The following is a 16127-nucleotide window of genomic DNA, read 5'->3' on the forward strand; positions in this document are numbered from 1 at the left end:
ACAGGGATACCGCTCAGTGTGCTCGCGAAGCTTTCAGCTATTGATTGGCGCCACCGGAGTGATGATCGCTGGTGGTTTTTTCTTCGCCGCCCGCTCCCCCAGAAACAGCACCGAGGTGAAGTTGAACCGACTGAAAATCATCGACAACACCACTGGTCCAAGCAACCCGCACGCCACGCCGCCGAACACCAGCAAGCTCTCATCCTTAACGCCCAGACGTCCCAGCACAAACCGCGAAGTGGCGGCGAACAAAACATGGAACAGGAAAATCGCATAGGAATACCCGCCCAGCCACGTCAGCCCCTTCGAGCGCATATCGCTCGACAGCAGCGCGAAGCAGGACACGCACCCGACCGTCAGGCCAATCACACTACGGCGATCAACAATCAGCTCGCGATCCACTGCCGCGACATACAACAGCGTCAGCGAGATCAGCACAAACACCAACGGCCCGATCATCTTGAAGCGCTGTCTCAACGCGTCGACATTCTCTTGGCCGATCATCCCCGCCACGAAAAACGGCAGCAGGTAGATCGCGCCGTTGATGCCGAACGCATCGAAGGTGAACGGTGGCAGCAGAAATATCGCTGCGGCAAAGGCAAACAGCAGATACAGGCGCATTGGCGAGCGCAGCAGACCCCGCCACTCCAGCAAGCCGACGAACATGAAAATGATGAACACCGCCTGCAAGAACCAGAAGTGGTTGATCGGCACCCAGAACGACAGCAACGCGTCGATCACACCGACATCCTTGTTCACCCCCGGGCCTACCGCCTGCAGCACCGAGAACGGCACACCCACACAAAACAGCGGCACGATCAGGCGCCGAACCTTGCCGGTGAAGAACGTAGAAAAGTCATTCCCGCGGATTTTGTAAATCGAGTAGATGTAGCCGGAAATGAAGGTGAACAGCGGCATGCGCACATACACCATCGAGTCGGCGAGCACTCGAAACGGTGAGCCCAGATCGATCTTCAAACCACCGCCCAGCGGGCCGATGACGTGATAGAGCACCAGCAGCAGGCACGCCAGGCCGCGCAGGGTTTCGATCTCCAGGGACTTTTTCTTGCTCGACATAAAGCACCTGCCTCAATTCAGAATTCTTGATTCAACCTGCACCGGTTTGTTCGCGCGCAGCATCAGGCCCAGGCCCACAAACAGCACTGGCACGACCATCGAGAAGTGCCGGGCGAAGGAGCCGAAGTCCGGTTCGAACAAACCCTGCACCAGCAAAAACGCCAGCGGAATCGCGATCAGTTCCTTGGGTTTGGTCTGGATCGGTGTGCCCTTGTAATCGGTTGATGTGATGACTTTGAACAGCAGCAGCGTGGTCATGATCATCAAGGCGACGAAGATCGCCTGGCCCGGACCGGAAAGCAGAATCAGCTCCACGGGGAACGACAGCCGGAAGAAGATGATCATCGAGTCCAGCGCTTGCGAGACGAAGTCACTGCCGCTGAGCCACGACACGATCAACGATTTCGAGCCCTCCTCCCCCGCCGTGCGCAACTCGTTGTTGCTCGCACGAATCGACGACACCGGAAACCCGAGCGCCAACTGAATCGCCGTGGCGACCGCCAGGTAGAACAGGAACAGCATGAGGAAAAAGGTCGTTCGCGAGACGTACTTTTTCATCACGCAGACGCCGACCCAGGACAGCGAAAAGAGAATCCAGTACGGCCGGATCAATACGCCGTAGATCACCGCCGAAAGGAAAAATCCGCCGCGATATTTACGTGTCAACGAGCTGAGCAAAATGCTCAGCACCGCCACCGAGACGATGATTTCCTTGGTCAGGTTTTCCAGAAAAAACGAGCGGACGATGCCCCACAGACACAAGGTGCCGAAGATCGCCAGCGGCATGCGCCGAAACACCACCACCGGAATGGCCGTGAGGAAGAAGTTGCAGAACATGCCGTAGGCCCAGGCGTTGGTCAGATCGATTCCGGTGGGCCGCAGCAGGAACGCCGAACACTCGTAGGACGAGCGATCCGGCGAGAACGGATTCCAGAAATTGCAGTTGTCGGCGCGTGCATAGGACGACCATAACGTCATGGCATCCGGCCCGGGCGCGCGAGGGACCAGCAGCGGCATGGCCACCGACAGAAACAGACCGGTGAAGAGGATCAGGAACGAGACGTACGAATCGAGTTTCTTGCCACGAAACTCGATGCACGGCAGCTTCAGGCCCATGACACAGCGGCCTTCTTCGCGCCGGTCACACGCGTCAACACGGCAATCACGCCAAGCTGCACGATGATCGCAAAGACGTTGCCCCACGCCGCGCCATAGATCGAATAGTGCTTGATCAGCATGTAGCTGACCGGCACCGAAACCAGCAAACAGATCGCCGCGCTGGCGAGTGACACGCGACTGTTTTTCGAGGCAATCAAACCACCCCAGACGATGTCGCCAATCGCGCGCAAGGCGAAGGAAAAGATCAGCACTGCGAGGATCGCGTTGTCCGGACGTGGCACGCTGGTCGCGACGTAATCGAGCACCACGTTGAAGAACAGATAAATCGCCACCGCCACTGCAGCGGACACCACCAGCGAGCGCATGACCCATTTGTTGACGAACAATTGCCTGACCGTGAACGCTTGCTGATCGGCCTGAAAACGCTTGGCCAGCACCGGAATGCCGACCACCGCCACCACCGCGTAGGACAACGCTTGCAGGGTGTTGGCCGCCGACCACGCGTACACGTATTTACCTAGGCTGGCGTAGGGTTCGAGGTCGATGATCAGAAAGCGTTCGGCGTACTGACTCAACGCGATCAGACCGGTGCCGAGGTAGAACGGCAATCCGGCCTTCCACACAGTCGCGGTGGCCAGCGTTCCGGCTTCTCGCCCGCGATGAACGTTCACCACAATCAGGTAGCCGGCGATGATCACCAGCACGTTGGCGACCACCCACAGCCACAACACGCTGGCAATGCCCGACACCCAGCCGAGCATCATCCCGCCCACCGCCAACAACGCCCACAGACCGGTCTTGATGAAAAACAGCAGCGCGCCCGCCGTGGCTTTCTGTGCGGAAAACACGAACGAGTTGATTTCGAACGACAGGTGTTCGGTGAGCAATACCAGGGTCACGCAGAGGATCAGCGCCATCGGCGCCTCGACTGCCTGGAACACCGAATAAATCAGCACTGTCACCACCGACAACACCAGCCCCACCGCCAGATACAGCAGCAAAACCTTGTCGACGACCCGGCGCGAACTGCCGCCGACACTGATCAGCCGATTGATTTCCGAACTGAAGCCGACGCTGTAGAACTTCGAGGCAATCAACGATGCCGCGACCACCACGCCGTAAAAGCCCAACGCCTCATAACCGAGGTAATGAGTGATCGCCAACACCAGCAAAAACTTCGCGCCCAAGGCTCCGCCGCGAAGCAGTAGCCGAAATATCATCGAACGATCCCTTTGATGATCTCGTCCATGGCCACGGTTTTTGCCTCGATCTCGCGGCAGGTGTCGGTCAGGCGCTTGCCGAAATTCGACAGCGCGTTCGGCGCGTAAACCGTGTTGATGATGGTATCGACATTGATGTCGCCGCCGTTGATCACCCAGTCCTCGACGCCCATGTCCTGATAAGCGCCGAAGCCCTTGCGCTCGTAGCTGATGTGGTACGCCGGAACACCCGAGAGCAGCGATTCGATCGCGCCGTGCAAGCGCACGGAAATCACCAGATCCGGCTGATACTTGGCAATTGTCGCCTTCAGTGACAGCAAGTCTTCGCTGATGCCCAGTTCGCGATAGAACGCGCCGTCATCGTTGCCGCGCACGGCACTTTGCACGGCGCAGACCACTTTGCTTTTGTTCTTCAGGCGTTGCAGCAACACCTTCAGATTGGCGACGTAGGCGACCTTCTTTTCCTTGCTCCACTCTGGAGGCTTGCGCAGCACGACGCACACCGTGGCCGGCGACGCGGCGCAACGGGTGAACTTGGGTTGCTGCAGAATTTTGCTGGCCAACGATTGCACCGCCAGATCCGGCGCGCGGTAGACGTTTTCACAGGCATCGAAGATCGCCGACGAACGATTGTCACGCACGAACACCGCATCGGCACTGGCGTAATGCTCGACGATTTTGCTGCTCTCGCCATGGAACGGGCCGATGCTTTGCGGCAGGTACACCGACGGCACTTTGCTGAGGATCGCGGTTTCCAGTTGCTTGGCGTGGCCGAGTTTCAACTTGATGTGCTCGAAAGCACTTTTCGAGCGCATGTAACCGCCGCCAACGCCGACGATCAGGTCGGTTTTACGCAACAGATCGGCGAGCCCGGCGTAGGACTGATTGAGAAACACCGCTTGTTTGACCCGCCCGAGCCCTTTGGCTGCCATCACCGGCGCGTCAAAACGTGGGTGCGGCAGGTAGCTGAAGGATTGCGGATCGGACGCCACAACGCTGATCGCGGTGTCGTCACCAAAGTTGCGCTGCACCAGGGCAATGGCCAGATCGACAAGAAGACCGTCACCGGAGTTGGACGCACTGTAGCCATGCAAAATCGTTACGTTCATAAGCTTGAGTTCTACTTAATAAGTGGGAGCGCGATACAGATCGTAGGTCTGGCGGATCATCAACGCGGCGCTGAAACGCTCGCGGACAATGCTGCGGCCCTCGTTGCCGAGGTCGAGCAAGCGCGGCTTCTGGATTTTCGCCAGCACATCCGCCAGCGCCTGGTGATCACCGGTCGGGAAGACGTAACCGGACACCTCGTTGCTGACCAGCTCGGGCAGCGACGTGCAGTCGCTGGCGATCACCGGCAGCCCCATGGCCATGCCTTCCAGCGGCACCATGGCAAAACCTTCCCAGCGACTCGGGACGATCAACGCATCGGCTTGTTGATACAGCGCGTGCACTTCGCTCGGTGTCACCCACGGCAGGTATTCAACCGAATCCATCGGCGGGCACTCGACCGAGTCTTCGTTGACCGCACTGCCGACCACGGTCAGTTTCAGATCGCTGCGCTGCACCTTGGCGTAAGCCTTGAGCAACACGTCGAAGCCTTTCTGGTAGTCGAGGCGACCGACAAACAACAAATGAATCGGCTCGGGATTGGCGATTTTTTCCGCCTCGTCCCGGCGATGAATGCCGTTGTAGATAAGGCGCATGCGCTTGCGCTCGATGCCGAAACGCGCGGCTTTATCGAGTTCGTACTGGCTGACGCAAATGATCACGTCGGTGACCTTCTGCAAGACGCGCTCGATCCACGCATAGACTTTCTGCTTGATCGGCGAGCTTTCCATCAGGAACGAAAACGCATGCGGGCAGTAGACGATCTTTGGCTTGCGCCAAGGTCGCAGCAGCACGCAAACGCAACGGCCGATCACCCCGGAAAAGGTGCTGTGCAGATGCACCACATCGGGTTTTTCCTTGAGCATCACCTGCGCCAGGCGCCAGGCGAAACGCAGCAGCGACGGCACGTTGCGCCCGGTCCGGGCGAAGGTGCGGACCTGCTGCGCAGCAATGCCGTGCAGCTCTTTTTCCTGATCCTGCGGGACCAGATAAACCAGCTCGTAATTGGCAACGTCGTCTTCGGGCGACGTCGAAATCGTGCGAATGACCGTCGCGACTCCACCTTTGATTGTCTCAGCTACATGCAGTATTTTTTTCACAACTCACCCACCTCATGTATGGACAATTCAGGATTTGTCGGACGCGTATTCGTAGTTGTAATAGCCGTAGCCGCCGTTGCCGTAGTAACTGGCCGCGCGCTTCTCGACACCGTTGAACACCGCACCTTTCAACTCGATGCCGTTCTGCGCGAAGCGGCGAATGGTCAGTTCGATTTCTTTGGCAGGGTTCACCCCGAAGCGCGTGACGATCAGGCTGATGCCAGCCTCACGACCAACAATCGCCGCATCGGTTACCGCCAGCAGCGGCGGCGTGTCGATGATCACCACGTCGTACAGCTCACTGAGCTCAGCCAGCAGCTCGCGGAAGTTGGCGTGCATCAACAGCTCGGAAGGATTGGGCGGCACCTGGCCGCGACTGATGAAGTGCAGGTCAGCGCCTTCGATTTTCTTGATCGACTGCTCAAGGCTGCAGCGCTTGACCAGCAGATCCGACAAACCATTGGCGATCGGTACGTCGAGGGTTTTGTGCAGATGCCCTTTGCGCATGTCGGCGTCGATCAGCACCACACGCTGACCGCTTTGCGCCATGACGGCGGCAAGGTTGGAAGAGACGAAAGTCTTGCCGACCTGCGGGCTCGGCCCGGAAATCATGATGCGGTTGTTGGTCGAGTCCAGGCCGGCAAAGTGCAGGCAGGTACGCAGGCTGCGGATCGACTCGATGGACAGATCCGTCGGGTTGCGCAACGCCAACAGATACGCCGGTTTGTCCACGCCATCGCGAGCGCGACCTTTTTTGCCATCCTCTTCCTGTTGCAGCGCGCTGTAAGGAATCGACGCGTACACCGGCAAGCCAAGTTGCTCGATGGCTTCCGGCCCTTCCAGACCCCGGCTGAGGGATTTGCGCAGCAGCACCAACGCCACACCGACGAAGGCGCCGAGGAAGGTTGCGATCAGCACGATCAGGGCTTTCTTCGGTTTGACCGGGCTGGTCAGGTCGACGTCGGCAGTGTCGACCAGGCGCACGTTGCCGACGGCGCCGGCGCGGACGATGTCCAGTTCCTGGGATTTGTTCAGCAGTTGCGTGTAGATCTGCGAGGCCACTTCGACATCGCGGGTCAGGTTCAACAGCTCCTGTTGCGTGGCCGGCAAATCCTGAACCTTGCCTTCAAGCGACTTCTGCTGTTGCGTCAGTTCGCCGATCTGGCTCATCAGTGCGCGATAGGCCGGATGCTGTTTGGTGAACTTGCGATCCATCTCCGCCTGCTGCATTTTCAGCTCGGAGATACGCGTCTCGAGTGCCACTGTCTGACCGAGCACAGACTGGGTTTCCAACGAGATGTTCACGGTCTTGCCGTGCGTCTGGTAGGCGTTGAGCGCATCACTGGCCTTGGCCAGATCGCGTTTGACCTGCGGTAGCTGGCTTTGCAGGAAAGCCAGGCTCTGCGCCGCTTCGGCAGACGTGCGACGCACATTCTGCTCGACGTACAGCGCGGCGATCTTGTTGAGGATCTTCACTGCCTCAGGCGCATCGGCGCTGGCCAGCGCGAGGCGGATGATGCCCGACTCTTTGCCCTGCTCGGAAATATCCAGCGCATCCTGGTAGCTCTGGATAGTCACGATCCGTGGATTGCGCACCACCTGGAACTGCGTGCCAGGGTTGGCCGACAGATGAGCGATCAGCCCTTCTACGTCATCCTGGGCGAAGGCTTCGCCCACAACACCTTCTACCAGCAAGTTGTCGTTTTCATCGAACAGCTTGAAATGCTGCTGCTCGCCGGCAATCAGCGTGAGCTTTTTGCCCAACAGTTCTTTGGGCAGGTTGAGCTTGGCGATCTCGACACGCTCGCCGCCCCACGCATAGCTGTTCATACCGAACTTTGGCGGCGCGACGCTGAACTCGGTTTCGCCGCGATAACGGCGGGCGAGAAAACCGCCAATCAGCGGGAACGTATTAGGTGTGACATCGATATCCAGACGCAGGTCATCGACGGTTTTGCCGATCACCGCGCGGGACTTGATGATGCCGATTTCGGTCACCGACGGCGATTGCCCACCGAGCATGCTGTTGAGGTCGGAGAAACCGAGCATGTCGTTCTTTTTCGGTTCGACCTGCACCAGCGCGTTCGCCAGGTAAACAGGCGTGGCCAATACCGCATAGGCAACGCCGGCGGCCATGAAGGCACCGGTGAGTGCGCCGATCAACCATTTCTGGTCAATCAAACTGCCGAATATGCCGAGCAGATCAATACTGTCTTGATCATTGTCACGGTTGGCGATTACTGACGGTAACTGCATAAGTCTGTTCTTACCATTCACTGATCTGAAGAATATTCATCAACGTACAAGACGTTGTGCCCATGCGCTGACAGCATCTTCAATCAATGCATGGGCATGAATAAAAGCGGCCTTGCCTTGACGGTACGGATCTTGTACTTCTCGTTCGCTCTGCCACTTGCCGAGCAGAAAAACTTTGCCTCGCGCGTGGGAGGCAATTTTCAATACTTGATTAACGTGTTGTTTTTCCATGACCAGAATCAGGTCTGATTCATTGACGATGTCCGGGGTCAGTTGGCGCGCCTTGAACGGTTCGGCGTCGTGCCCCTGCTCTTCAAGAATCTGCCGGGCTGTGGCTTCCATCGATTCGCCGACCCGAGCGGACAGCCCTGCGGAGGACACCGAGATCGCCGAGGGCGCCAGCGCGTTACGCAGCAACAGTTCTGCGGTCGGACTTCGGCATATATTGCCGACGCAGACGACAAGGATCTTTTTAAACAAGGTTTACTTTCCTGTGTAATATCAAACTGCCAACATCTAGAGCGAACTTTAATGAACCCGCTAGATCTTCCTGCACTCAGAAAATAGATTCACCCTGTTAGTACCAGAACACTAAGTACCACAGCGCTTAAAAGCCCCCCAACCAGAATTAGCGGACTAAAAATAACTGTGATTTTCACGCGAATGATTTCCGACAAAAAATAACATTCGCGCACTTCGCGGGTTTGTTAGTTTCAAACAACAGACGTCCAGAGAACTATTCGCCGTTGTCATTCTCATTGGAGAGCAGACATGAAATCAGCCCATCTCAAACGACTCAGTGCCTCGCTGTTATTGGCGCTCAGTGCCGTACCCCAAGTTCATGCCAGTGAACTGTTTCCCAACCTCCCCGCCAAGACCGTCGGCATCCAGGTCAAGATCCAGAACTTCTCCGCCGAGGACGCCGCCCACATCAAAGCCGCAGGCTTCAGTTTTGTGCGCTTGGGCGTATGGAGCGACAGCCTCAGCGCCAAGGCTTATCAGAAGCAGGTCAGCGATGCCTTTGCAGCCGCGCAATCCGCCGGCCTGCCGGTGTTACTGACGGTGCGCGCGATCAAGCCGTTGACCCCTACACCCGACAACGTCGGTGAACTGACAAAGGCTGGCGAATCGTTCGCCACCGCACTGACAGGCCTGGAGAAAACCTACAGCTCACAACTGGTGGCGATCGAGATCTGGAACGAGCCCGACCTTGAAACCTACTGGCCAACACGCAATTTCGCTACGACGTTCGTGCCGTTCATGAGCGCCGTGTGCAAGTCGCTGCAGGCCACAGCGCAAACCACGCCAGTGGTCGGCTTCGGTTTTGCCCGGGCACCGACCGCAGGCTCTGCATCAACGGTGGCGCTTAACAGGATCGTCAGTGAGTACCCGAAATGCCTCGACGCGATTTCCTATCACCCGTACGGCATGACGGCCACGCAAATCAGCACTGCACAGTCATTCATCCAGCAAAACTTTCATCTGCCCGGGGTCATCAGTGAATGGGGCATCTCGGCGCTCAGCTCCAACGGCGGGATCGACGGGCAGGCGAGCAAAGTCAGCGCGTTTATTGCCGATGTGAAAAAACTCAACATCCCGCTGACCTCCATCTACGAATGGCGCAACAGTGACTCGGGCAGTAACGAGCGCGAGAAGAACTTCGGCCTGGTGACCTCGGGCGGGCAACCGAAGCCGGCGAAAATGGCCGCCGCCACCCAGCTGAATACGCAGTAGGCCGCGTGCGACTGATCTGTACGCAGGTCAGTTGCTTTGAACCTGTCAGGGGTTTTGACGTCGTATTCATCGACACCGCGCCCCTCCTTTCAAACAATCGTTTTCAGGTTGTTGCCTCAGGGGCCATCGATCCACGTACGCGCCCTTGAGTGGCTGTCAGCGCTCGGGTAATGTCGTCAGACCCACAGGACAGAGCACACCCATGACTTCCAAGCTGGAACAACTCAAACAATTCACCACCGTTGTTGCCGACACCGGCGACTTCGAAGCGATCTCCCGGGTCAAACCGGTAGACGCCACCACCAACCCTTCCCTGCTGCTCAAAGCGGCGGCCATCCCTGCATACGCCGAGCTGCTGAACGCCTGTGTCAGCGACTGCAAGGGCGATGTTGGCCTGGCCAGCGACCGTTTCGGCGTTGCGGTGGGTCAGGAAATTCTCAAAGTGATCCCGGGCCGTATCTCCACTGAAGTGGATGCGCGCCTGTCGTTCGACAAGGATGCCGTACTCAAGCGTGCGCATCGCCTGATCGAGCTTTACGACAAGGCCGGCATTGGCCGCGACCGCGTGCTGATCAAGATTGCATCGACCTGGGAAGGCATCCGTGCCGCCGAAGTACTGGAGAAGGAAGGCATTCAGACCAACCTGACCTTGCTGTTCTCCTTCGCCCAAGCGGCCGCCTGCGCCGATGCCGGTGTGTTCCTGATCTCGCCGTTCGTGGGCCGCATCTACGACTGGTACAAGAAGGCCAACGGCAACGACTACACCGGCGCCGATGATCCGGGCGTGCAGTCCGTTACGCGCATCTACAACTACTACAAGGCCAATGACTACAAGACCGTGGTCATGGGTGCGAGCTTCCGTAACCTAAACCAGATCGAGCAACTGGCTGGCTGCGACCGCCTGACCATCAGCCCGGACCTGATCGACAAACTGGCGGCCGACACTGGCAAGCTGGAGCGCAAACTGGCGCCAGGGCACGCGGGTGAAGCGCGCCTGAGCCTCAACGAAGCGCAGTTCCGCTGGTTGTCCAACGAAGATGCGATGGCCACCGAGAAACTGGCTGAAGGCATTCGTCAGTTCGCCCGTGACCAGGAAAAGCTTGAGGCGTTGCTGCAAGCCAAGCTGTGATCTAATTCGGCAAATGCAAAAAGGGCGAACCCTGTTGGGTTCGCCCTTTTTTGTGGCTGCTGGATATTGGCGGTGTTTTTGCGAACGCTATCGCGAGCAGGCTCACTCCTACAGGGGATCTGCGGAGTGATCGCGATAGTGAGTTGAAATGAGGACTCTGTAGGAGTGAGCCTGCTCGCGATGGGGCCGGTCCGGCCCCCACCACTCAATGGCGCTCGAGAGCATTCACCAGATCGTGAAACGCTTCACGATTGGAATCATTCAGCCCCATGAGGATCTTGTGAGCTTCCAGCACCTTGATTCGCACCACTTCTTCCGACTGATCCTGATCCGGCAGGTCATCGAGGCACTCCGGGCACGGCACCGGGTGGTTGACGATGTTGAACACCTGCTCAAAACCCATCGATTGCAGCAGACGGGTGATGTCATCGTGGGTGGTGACGACAGTCGGCAGCAAACCAACCTTCTGCCGCGACAGGATCGACAGCTTGGCCAACAGGCCCAACGTCGTGCTGTCGATGCTGCGGGTTTCGGTCAAATCGATCACGATCGCGTTGAAATTCAGCGCGGTGAAGATTTTCTCAATAGTCGCATCCAACGCCGAACACAGGGTCAGGCGAACTTCACCGACGAACTTCAGGACGAAGGTGCCATCCTGCTCGGCGAACTGGATTCTACCGGTACTCATTAAAGATTCCTGCTCAACACCAACAGGGCGATATCATCCGGCATCTCCCCCAGCGTGGCCAATCCAAATACTTGCCGCAGACCATCCAGGCTGCCGCCCGCCGACTTCACCCGTTCAGGCAAAGCGGCTTCTTTTTCCTTGAGCGTGGGTTCTGGCAAAAGATCCAGAATGCCGTCAGACATCAGCGTCAGGCTGAACGTCGGTGGCAGCTCAAGCACGTGATCTTCGTAGGTGGCTTCATTGAAGAGGCCCACCGGCAGACCGCGCCCTTCAAGATATCGAACACTGTCAGGCGTGTACAACACAGGCAACGGCAGATGGCCGCCGATGCTATAGGTCAACAAACCGGTCTCCTCGTCGATGACTCCACCGACCATTGTGACGTGTTTACCCAGCTTACAACTGATCAGCCCCCGGTTGATATGACCAAGGACTTCCGAAGGCTTGAATTCCGGCAAAGTGCCGTTGCGCTTGGATTCGAACAGCAAGCGCGTGGTCATGAACTTCAGCAGCACGGTGACGAAGGCTGAAGAGGCGCCGTGACCCGATACATCCGCCAGATAGAACGCAACCCGGCGCTCGTCGACACGGAAATAGTCGACGAAATCACCCGACAGGTACAACGACGGGATGATCTGGTGGGCAAACTTGAACTCGTCGATGCTCCACGGGCTTTCCGGCAGCATGTTCATCTGCACTTGGCGACCGGCGTTCTGGTCTTCCTGGAGCAGGTTCAGGCTGGCTTCGAGCTCGCGGTTGGCCTTTTCGAGCTTCTCGCGGTAGCGCTGGTTTTCCAGCAGCAGGCGCGCACGATCCAGGGCCCGGCGCACGGAGTGCTCGAGCACAGCCAGATCTTCGAGAGGCTTGATCAGGTAATCCGCCGCGCCCAAGCGCAGCGCCTCGACCGCGTCGTTCATCACGCCGGCACCGGAAACCACGATCACCGGCGTTTGCGGTGACCGCTCGGTGACCTGACGGATGAGTTCGAGACCGCCCATCTGCGGCATGCGCAGATCGCAGATGACCAAGTCGGGCTTGTCTTGCTCGAATACCTGAAGACCCTGTTGGCCGTTACTGGCCTGCAGGACGCTGAAACCACTGTCTTCCAAATAGGCCGCGAGGCTCGCGCGCACTACTTCGTCATCATCGATTATCAGCAGCGTGGCACTGGTTTTTGGCATGTGGGCAAACGGCGCCAGAATTAGGTTGGCGTAGTTGGCGGGGCAACGGCCCTGCGCAGACTACTGGATTCGCTTTCTAGCCTCTCTGCTGCACCGCTTTCGAGCGTTGGCTGCGTACACGGTTGCACCAGAGGTGCCCTTCTAAGGCGCAGACGGTACTCCCATCCGCGGGGCGTTTCAAGCATGTGCCGATGGTCGCTTGACGACTTTACTTGTCAAATCACCGAGAGTTATAAGAACTGCTCAAACCGTAACCCAATGGAAGGTCAGAACCATGAGTCAAACCGGTCGGGACTACAGCGAAAAGCGCGATTTCATCCGCATGCGTGTCGATGCCGATGTCGTGTTGATTCATGAAGGGGATCAGGTCTCGGCCGTGTGCATCGACCTCTCCAGCAGTGGCATGCAGGTTGAAGCACCGCGTAGCTTCAAGGTCGGTGATCGTTTGTACGTGAGCATTGACTCCGAGCATTCGGCACTCAGCGGCCTTGAAGCCGAGACCGAAGTGGTTTGGGTCAAGGCTCAGGAAGGCGACAGCCAAAAGCTTGGCCTGAGCATCCTGAAGATGAAATAAGCGCTCACAAAAAAAGGCGACCCGAGGGTCGCCTTCTTTTTTTCACCGATCGAAATCAAAAATCGTCTTCAACCTCGCCATCCTTCACCTTGAACTCGCGATTCTGCAAGTAGGCGTTGCGGATGAAGGTGTACTTGTCGCCGCTGATCAGCTTCTCGCTGGACAGCAGGCTGGCGCGGGTGTCGACGATGTTCAGGCCGAATATCGAGTTACGCACGGGCACATCGTTGATGTAGCGGTACATGCCGGTGAAGCCGTCGACATACTTGGACGGTGCGTCACGCAGGGTGCTCGGGCCCATCAGCGGCAGCATCACGTACGGGCCGCTGCCCACGCCCCAGTAACCGAGGGTCTGACCGAAATCTTCGTCGCTGCGGGTCAGGCCCATTTGGGTGCCGACGTCGAAGAAGCCGAGCAGGCCGAATGTGGTGTTGAAGATCAGGCGCGCTGTGTCGACGCCAGCCGCGGCAGGTTTGGCCTGCAGAATGTTGTTCGCCAGGTTGGTGACGTCACCGACGTTGCGGAACATGTTGTGGATGCCGTCTTCGACAAATTGCGGCGTCACGAACTCATAGCCCTGCGCCAAAGGCTTCAGTGCATAGGTGTCGACGAAGTCGTTGAACTGGAAGATCGGACGGTTGACGCTTTCCCAAGGGTCTTCTTCCGTTGCCGCTTGAGTGGCGAACGGCGCCAGCACCAGGCCGGCATATACACAAAGCTGAGCGAGCGAAGGGCTCCAGCGCATAGAAAAACTCCTTGGATTGGTACTGGCACAGGCATCTCGACCTGAGCGGTAAGGCGGCTAGTATAAGCGCAAAAGTCCTTTTGAGCAGTCCGGGAATGAAGCGACTTGTAGGAGTTTTCCGAGCCTTCGATTCACACCGCTGTCATCCAACTGTCATCGGCAAGTTTTAGCCTGACGGGTATTTCAGGGACGTAGCCATGTCACACGCCGAAACCTTGCCCTTCGCCCCGCCCGGCCTGAACGCCATACTGTTCGGACTCAGTGGTTGCCTGGTGGATTTCGGTGCCCGCGCCCGACAACAGAGCACCGCCCTGCCCGAACATGCCGCAACCACACCGGGCGCGCTCGAAAGTCTGCAAAGCTTGCAGCGTCAGCAAATTCCTTGCGCGTGGCTCGATGACCTGCCCCCTGCCCTTGCGCAACCGCTATCGACGGCCTTACCGGCGTGGATCAAACCTGCGCAACATTCGGCAACAATCAATCCATGGCCCGCCCCCAATGCCTGCTGGCAGGCGCTAATGGACTTGAACGTTGGCAGCCTGGACGGTTGCGTACTGGTCAGCGGCGAGCCGCGATTGCTGCAATCTGGCCTCAATGCCGGGTTATGGACAATCGGCCTGGCATCCTGCGGTTCGCTGTGCGGTCTGGCGCCGGGCGAGTGGCAAGCCTTGAGCCAGAACGAACGCGAACAGTTGCGCGGCAAAGCGACGATGCAGCTGTTCGGCCTCGGCGTGCACTCGGTGATCGATCATCTGGGCGAGCTGGAAACTTGCCTTGCGGACATCAGCCTGCGCCGCCTCAAAGGCGAAAAGCCCTGATCGGGATCATGCAGGGTGATCGAGAGTGGATTAATCTAAAGGTCAGCCATAGACCTTTGGCGCGTGGCTGCGGTCAATGCCAGTGCCTCTCGATAAAAAGGAAACCACCATGCCCGCTCAAGAACTTCAAAAACAGCTCGATACCCTGCGCGAGCAGCTGGATCAGAATCCGCCGCTGTCGGAAGCCGAACGGGAAGATCTGCGTGCTCTGATGGTGCAGGTTGAATCTCAAATCCAGCTGGAGGCTGCAACCCAGGACGCCAGTATCGTCGATGGGGTGAATCTGGCAGTCGAGCGTTTCGAAGTCGATCACCCGACCATCGCCGGCACCCTGCGCAACATCGTCAATACGTTGGGCAGCATGGGGATCTGATTCCCCGACGGACAAAAAAGCCCTGCCAGCGATGGCAGGGCTTTTTCATTTTTACAATCCAAAGATCGCAGCCTTCGGCAGCTCCTACAGGTGATCCCATGCAAGAGCTGCCGAAGGCTGCGATCTTTTGATCTTTATTGACGAACCAGACGATGGTTCGGCAACTGCACGCTCTCGGTGCTGCGATACGGGTTGATATCCAGCCCACCACGACGCACATACCGCGCAAACACCGTCAACTTCGCAGGTTTCAGCAACCGTTGCAGGTCGAGGAAAATCCGCTCGACGCACTGCTCATGAAAGTCCGAGTGCTGGCGGAAGCTGACGATGTATTCCAGCAGACTGGCGTGATCAAGCGCCGCGCCGCGATACTCCACCACCACACTGCCCCAGTCCGGCTGACTGGTCACCGGGCAATTGGACTTGAGCAGGTGGCTGTGCACGCTCTCCTCGACGACGCGCGAATCATCGCAACGCAGCAGTTCCGGACGCGGATGCTCATAGTTGCTGACGCTGATCTCCAGGTCATCAATGCACACACCCGGCAACGCCACCACACCTTCGGCTTCGACCTCTTTGAGGCTGCGAACCCGCACGCCGACCGGTTTGCCGGCCGCGGCCGACAGATCCTTGACCAACGTCGCTTCCAGCGTGGCGCTATCGGCGAACGGCGTCTGGTTCAGCGAGTTCAGATACAGCTTGAACGACTTGGATTCGATGATATTCGGCGAGTCCGCCGGAATGCTGAATTCGCCGATGGCCACCACCGGTTTGCCCGACGGCAACAGCCACGACAGCTCGAAGCAGTTCCAGAAATCCACGCCTTTATACGGCAGGGTTTCGGCGGTCAGGCCCAGCTCCGCCCATTTCGCGGTGCGCGGAATCGGGAACAGCAAGGACGGCGTGTAGGTGGCGATGTATTCGCTGGATTTGCCCAGCGGCGAGTGTTCGGCTGCGGGATGCATGGCGGAAACCTGACTGAAGAATCAGCGGATTCTACCAGTCT

At 58.1% G+C, this 16127-nt stretch carries 16 protein-coding genes; 5 read left to right on the forward strand and 11 right to left on the reverse strand.

The annotated features are described in order from the left end of the window. Positions 1–33 precede the first annotated feature (33 nt). Genes ACA061_RS17835 through ACA061_RS17865 form a run of 7 tightly spaced genes read right to left on the reverse strand, consistent with a single transcriptional unit; the run spans position 34 to position 8359 of the window. Positions 34–1077, reverse strand: a complete 1044-nt coding sequence (locus ACA061_RS17835; RefSeq protein ID WP_150604479.1) for an acyltransferase family protein — start codon at positions 1075–1077, stop codon at positions 34–36. A 12-nt stretch (positions 1078–1089) separates the two neighbouring features. Then, positions 1090–2193 (reverse strand): hypothetical protein, encoded by a 1104-nt coding sequence (locus ACA061_RS17840; RefSeq protein ID WP_150604480.1) that lies wholly within the window; start codon positions 2191–2193, stop codon positions 1090–1092. Next, positions 2184–3416: an MATE family efflux transporter gene (locus tag ACA061_RS17845; RefSeq protein WP_497299773.1), complete on the reverse strand. Its 1233-nt coding sequence runs from the start codon at positions 3414–3416 to the stop codon at positions 2184–2186. The genes ACA061_RS17840 and ACA061_RS17845 overlap by 10 nt, the downstream gene beginning before the upstream one ends. Then, positions 3413–4525 carry a polysaccharide pyruvyl transferase family protein gene (locus ACA061_RS17850; RefSeq protein WP_150592508.1) on the reverse strand — a complete coding sequence of 371 codons (1113 nt, stop codon included), beginning with the start codon at positions 4523–4525 and terminating at the stop codon, positions 3413–3415. The genes ACA061_RS17845 and ACA061_RS17850 overlap by 4 nt, the downstream gene beginning before the upstream one ends. 15 nt (positions 4526–4540) lie before the next feature. Further along, positions 4541–5623, reverse strand: coding sequence for a glycosyltransferase (locus ACA061_RS17855; RefSeq protein WP_497299774.1), 1083 nt, complete (start codon positions 5621–5623; stop codon positions 4541–4543). 27 nt (positions 5624–5650) lie between these two features. Beyond that, entirely contained in the window at positions 5651–7879 is a 2229-nt protein-coding gene (locus ACA061_RS17860; protein WP_150617581.1) for a polysaccharide biosynthesis tyrosine autokinase, read from the reverse strand. A gap of 39 nt (positions 7880–7918) precedes the next feature. Beyond that, positions 7919–8359, reverse strand: a complete 441-nt coding sequence (locus ACA061_RS17865; RefSeq protein ID WP_150604485.1) for a low molecular weight protein-tyrosine-phosphatase — start codon at positions 8357–8359, stop codon at positions 7919–7921. 291 nt (positions 8360–8650) lie between these two features. Here ACA061_RS17865 and ACA061_RS17870 point away from each other — a divergent pair, with 291 nt between their 5' ends. Continuing rightward, positions 8651–9613: a cellulase family glycosylhydrolase gene (locus ACA061_RS17870; RefSeq protein WP_210553165.1), complete on the forward strand. Its 963-nt coding sequence runs from the start codon at positions 8651–8653 to the stop codon at positions 9611–9613. A 202-nt stretch (positions 9614–9815) separates the two neighbouring features. Beyond that, the gene (gene tal, locus ACA061_RS17875; protein ID WP_064392803.1) at positions 9816–10742 is read left to right on the forward strand and encodes a transaldolase; all 927 of its coding nucleotides are present in this window, start codon (positions 9816–9818) and stop codon (positions 10740–10742) included. 205 nt (positions 10743–10947) lie between these two features. Here tal and rssC read toward each other — a convergent pair whose 3' ends face one another. Together rssC and rssB are read right to left on the reverse strand one after the other, a co-directional pair. Beyond that, positions 10948–11430 carry an anti-sigma factor antagonist RssC gene (gene rssC, locus ACA061_RS17880; protein WP_042560140.1) on the reverse strand — a complete coding sequence of 161 codons (483 nt, stop codon included), beginning with the start codon at positions 11428–11430 and terminating at the stop codon, positions 10948–10950. After that, a complete protein-coding gene (rssB, locus tag ACA061_RS17885) occupies positions 11430–12611 on the reverse strand; it encodes a two-component system response regulator RssB (RefSeq protein ID WP_210553166.1) in 1182 nt (393 codons plus the stop codon). Before rssB ends, rssC begins: the two co-directional genes overlap by 1 nt. 274 nt (positions 12612–12885) lie before the next feature. On the opposite strand from rssB, the gene ACA061_RS17890 reads away from it, so the two are divergent. Beyond that, positions 12886–13185, forward strand: coding sequence for a PilZ domain-containing protein (locus ACA061_RS17890; RefSeq protein WP_042560142.1), 300 nt, complete (start codon positions 12886–12888; stop codon positions 13183–13185). Between the two features lie 55 nt (positions 13186–13240). Here ACA061_RS17890 and ACA061_RS17895 read toward each other — a convergent pair whose 3' ends face one another. Beyond that, positions 13241–13930: an MlaA family lipoprotein gene (locus tag ACA061_RS17895; protein ID WP_150604489.1), complete on the reverse strand. Its 690-nt coding sequence runs from the start codon at positions 13928–13930 to the stop codon at positions 13241–13243. Between the two features lie 197 nt (positions 13931–14127). Between ACA061_RS17895 and pcrP the strand changes: the two genes are divergently transcribed. Further along, a complete protein-coding gene (gene pcrP / locus ACA061_RS17900) occupies positions 14128–14748 on the forward strand; it encodes an HAD superfamily inactivated hydrolase PcrP (protein ID WP_210553167.1) in 621 nt (206 codons plus the stop codon). 109 nt (positions 14749–14857) lie between these two features. Beyond that, a complete protein-coding gene (locus ACA061_RS17905; protein ID WP_150592516.1) occupies positions 14858–15121 on the forward strand; it encodes a DUF4404 family protein in 264 nt (87 codons plus the stop codon). 134 nt (positions 15122–15255) lie between these two features. Here the strand turns inward: ACA061_RS17905 and queF are convergent, their stop codons facing one another. After that, positions 15256–16086 carry an NADPH-dependent 7-cyano-7-deazaguanine reductase QueF gene (gene queF, locus ACA061_RS17910; protein WP_210699612.1) on the reverse strand — a complete coding sequence of 277 codons (831 nt, stop codon included), beginning with the start codon at positions 16084–16086 and terminating at the stop codon, positions 15256–15258. Positions 16087–16127: the final 41 nt, after the last annotated feature.

The organism is Pseudomonas sp. LBUM1668 (assembly GCF_059695715.1).